General features: G+C 49.0%; 5 protein-coding genes. All 5 read left to right on the forward strand.

Annotation, left to right across the window (positions count from 1 at the left end; translation table 11 throughout):
* Positions 1-69: 69 nt before the first annotated feature.
* Positions 70-879, forward strand: coding sequence for a formylmethanofuran dehydrogenase subunit C (locus HF974_15595; protein MBC2699719.1), 810 nt, complete (start codon positions 70-72; stop codon positions 877-879).
* An 11-nt stretch (positions 880-890) separates the two neighbouring features.
* Positions 891-1,280, forward strand: a complete 390-nt coding sequence (locus HF974_15600) for a formylmethanofuran dehydrogenase (protein ID MBC2699720.1) — start codon at positions 891-893, stop codon at positions 1,278-1,280.
* A 1-nt stretch (position 1,281) separates the two neighbouring features.
* A complete protein-coding gene (locus tag HF974_15605; GenBank protein MBC2699721.1) occupies positions 1,282-2,583 on the forward strand; it encodes a formylmethanofuran dehydrogenase subunit B in 1,302 nt (433 codons plus the stop codon).
* 7 nt (positions 2,584-2,590) lie between these two features.
* Entirely contained in the window at positions 2,591-3,403 is an 813-nt protein-coding gene (gene fdhD / locus HF974_15610; GenBank protein ID MBC2699722.1) for a formate dehydrogenase accessory sulfurtransferase FdhD, read from the forward strand.
* A 65-nt stretch (positions 3,404-3,468) separates the two neighbouring features.
* Positions 3,469-3,723: hypothetical protein (locus tag HF974_15615; protein MBC2699723.1), on the forward strand; the 255-nt coding region annotated here is incomplete at its 3' end.

Raw genomic sequence — 3,723 nt, forward strand, 5'->3', positions numbered from 1 at the left:
CTATCCAACGCCGGATAGCTACCTGATGAATCCGACACCGATCAAGATCAATGCAGAGGGGTGATTTTCATGGAAGAAGTTACACTTACACCAAAAGGTAAAATAGATATAATGGTGGAGGCAGAGGTGATCACACCTGATACTTTTGCCACAAAGAGCGCAAATGAAATTGAAAAACTGGTTGTATGGCAAGGTTCACACGAACTACCCCTTTTAAAGTTCTTCGATGTTAAGGGCAAGGGAGGAAGTTCTGCTGTGGAGACATCGATCATCATTGAAGGAGATGTCACCAGGGTCAAGCGGATAGGCGAAGGTATGACAGGAGGCAGTATCATTATCAAAGGTTCTGCAGGCATGCATACCGGATCAGGGATGAACGGCGGGGAGATCGTAGTCAAGGGTAATGCCGATGCATGGGCAGGCATGGAAATGAAAGGCGGACTCCTGCACATAACTGGTGATGTCGGTGACCATGCGGGTTGTGCTTATCGCGGTAGCTGGCACGGAATGACTGGCGGTAAAATACTTATCGACGGCAGTGCCCAGAGCCAGGTTGGCGGGGGTATGAGCGGCGGAGTGATCGTAGTTGCGGGTAGTGTGCAAAACTTTTGCGGTATACGCCAGAACAGCGGCCTGATCATTGTGAAAGGAGACGCTGTACGTACAGTTGGAGCCGAGATGTCTGGCGGAACGATAGTTGTTGCTGGCAGTATCAAGAACTTCCTGCCCGGATTTGAATATACGGATACAGAGAGTGATCTGGCATTCGATGACATCGTGTGCCAGGGCGAGTTTAAGAAGTTTGCAGGTGACCACGCAATTGTTACGCGGACCAAGGGTGCGCTGTACGTATCAAAGAATGCAAATGAGGATTTGTGAGGTGACGAGAGATGGAAGCATTACTCAATACAGGAAGTACGATCGATGAAGGCAGGCTTGCCAAAGGCGGCAGCAAGAACACAGAGGATTACATGATAGAATGTGCGGTCTGCTGGATGGCTCCAGAGGATTTTGAAGCTATGGGCAATCCTGAAAAAGTGAAGATGACAAGTATGGACGGTAAACACACTGTTGCTGTGTATACAAAGCGTACTGACTCGGTGCGTCCCGGACATGTGTTCATGCCAAGGGCGATCTGGGCGAATGTAATTGTGGATCCGAATACGTTTTCCACAGGTTCTCCTTTATATAAAGGAAGCAGGATCACACTCGAACCCACAAATGACGAGGTGCTCAGCACCGTAGATGTAGTCCTGAAAGTATATGCAGGAGGTAAGTGAGATGTTTACTAAGAACATAATATGCCCTGTATGCGGGGGCTCGTGCGATGACATCCAGGTGGAACTTAAGGGTGACGAGATCACTGTTAAGAACGCATGCAAGATGGGAAATGCCAAGTTCCAGGAAGTGGTGAGTTCCCACCGTATCAGGGATCCGATGATAAAAGCGAATGGCGAGCTTAAGAAGGCGGACTGGAACGATGCGATCACAAAGGCTGCCGAGATACTCACGTCTGCAAAGCGTCCCCTGCTTTTCCTTGGCAGTGAGACATCATGTGAAGCCCAGGAGGTGGGATTGCATATCGGAGAATACCTTGGCGCTGCAGTGGATTCCAATGCTACGATCTGCCATGGTCCGACTGTGATGGGGATCCAGGAATCCGGCATAGTCGGCGCAACAGCAGGACAGACAAAGAACAGGACCAATCTTTCTGTGTACTGGGGATGCAATGCGCTTGAATCAATGCCAAGACACATGTCCAGATATGGTATATTTCCAAGAGGCTACTGGACAAAACGCGGCAGGTTCGACAGGACTGTCATTTGCGTGGATCCGAGAAAAACACCGACAGCAGCTGCAGCCGATCTTCACATCCAGCTAAATCCCAATTCGGATTACGAGCTATTCAATGCCCTGCAAACAATACTCAACGGGAAAGAACCACATCCAACGGTAGAGAGAATCACTGGTGTGTCTATTTCTGAGATGAAACAAATGGTGGAAATGATGAAGGATTGCAATTTCGGTGCGGTCTATGTGGGATTGGGCGTGGGTTCGTCCTACGGCAAACACAGGAATGTTGAGGCAGCATTAAACCTCATAAAAGAACTCAACAACTACACCAAGTTCACGATAGGGGCCTTACGAGGTCACTGCAATGTTGCAGGTTTTAACCAGATCGCATCCTATCTGTACGGTTATCCGTTCGGTCTTGATTTTGCGAGAGGCTATCCTAGATATAATCCGGGTGAGTATACTATGGTGGATGTGCTAAGAAATCGCGATGTGGACGCTGCATTTGTCATGTGTGCCGACCTTGTGTGCCACACACCGGCGGACTGTGCTTCATATCTTGCAGAGATACCTATGGTATGCCTGGATATTGCACCGTGCCCGACTACGGTGGCGTCTGATGTTGTTTTGCCTGGTGTGATCGATGCTATGGAGTCAGCAGGTACGTTCTATCGGCTGGATAATGTACCCATCTACTTTGAGCCTTTTACAGACTCTCCGTTCGAGTACACGAAGAGCAACGAGGATACCATGCACCAGCTATTCGAAAAGATCAAGAAGATGGCGTGAAATATATATGGAGTCTGACTGGCACGTAGACAAGGATGGAGGATGGCAGAACTACTGGAAATCCGGGAATATATCTGGGGTTTCCACTGACACTGCCTTCTATACATCCGTGCAGTGCATTGAGATCACCAACGATGGCAGGAAACAGGTCGATGTGGATGTTGCAATCGAAAAGAGCTTCAAGCTCAATGTGAACAGCACCCACATTACCACTTTTCTCACAAGTCCACGGGAACTTGAAGAACTCACAGCAGGCTTTTTGCTTTGTGAGGGTTTTGTGACCTCACCTGATGATATCATCTCTATGGATATAGGGGCTGACTCCATCTCCTGTGAGATTACGGATAATCTGCTACGAATCGGGCAGCAAGAACAGTATGCAAGTATTAAGCACATAAATCCCGCCGCTGCGAACGTCTGCTTTGAAACAAAGGTTATTTTCAGTGCGATAGAGCAGCTCAAGGTGCGTGCAACGTCGTGGAGGAGAACGGGCGGCACGCATTTATCGATGGTATGTAACTCCAGTGGAGAGGTGCTCGCGTTTTGTGAGGATGTGAGCAGGTCGTGCTCTATGGATAAGACGGTTGGCAAAGCGATGCTTTGCGGCATCGACCTTGCGAACTGCGCGCTTGTGACTACTGGCAGGCTCTCACTTGTAATGATTGCCAAGGCAGCACGTGCAGGTTTTCCGTTTATTGCCAGCAAGTCTGCGCCTCTTAGCGAAGGCATAAGGCTTGCAGATGAGGTGGGTATGACCCTGGTGGCATTTGCACGCAAACCCGACCTTTATGTATATACCGGAGCACATAGAGTGGTATGAACGATACAGGGATTCATGACGTGCGACGGTTGTGTCGTTGATGGTTATTGGAGGATATGATCCGGATGTACTCAGTGATAAGGGAAAAATTTGAACGAATCGTCGAAGAAAATGACCTGCTGAATGAGACAGTGATGATCAGGGCTAAACCCCTGACCCCTGAAGAAGCTATAGGAAATCCTGAAAGCGAGGACTTCCCAATACTAAAGGGGCATGAGCGGCTGATGCAGGCTGAGTTTCGGGGCAGTTTCGGTCAGGCATTCACAGATATGCACGGCAATTTCGAGGGAACGCTCAGGGATGTCCTGGATATGGAACTT

It is taken from the genome of ANME-2 cluster archaeon, assembly GCA_014237145.1.
GTDB lineage: Archaea > Halobacteriota > Methanosarcinia > Methanosarcinales > Methanocomedenaceae > Methanocomedens_A.

Excerpts from the sequence above, each read along its gene's own strand:
- HF974_15595 (MBC2699719.1), top strand. The coding sequence starts at position 70 with ATGGAAGAAGTTACACTTACACCAAAAGGTAAAATAGATATAATGGTG.
- HF974_15600 (MBC2699720.1), top strand. The coding sequence starts at position 891 with ATGGAAGCATTACTCAATACAGGAAGTACGATCGATGAAGGCAGGCTT.
- HF974_15605 (MBC2699721.1), top strand. The coding sequence starts at position 1,282 with ATGTTTACTAAGAACATAATATGCCCTGTATGCGGGGGCTCGTGCGAT.
- fdhD (MBC2699722.1), top strand. The coding sequence starts at position 2,591 with ATGGAGTCTGACTGGCACGTAGACAAGGATGGAGGATGGCAGAACTAC.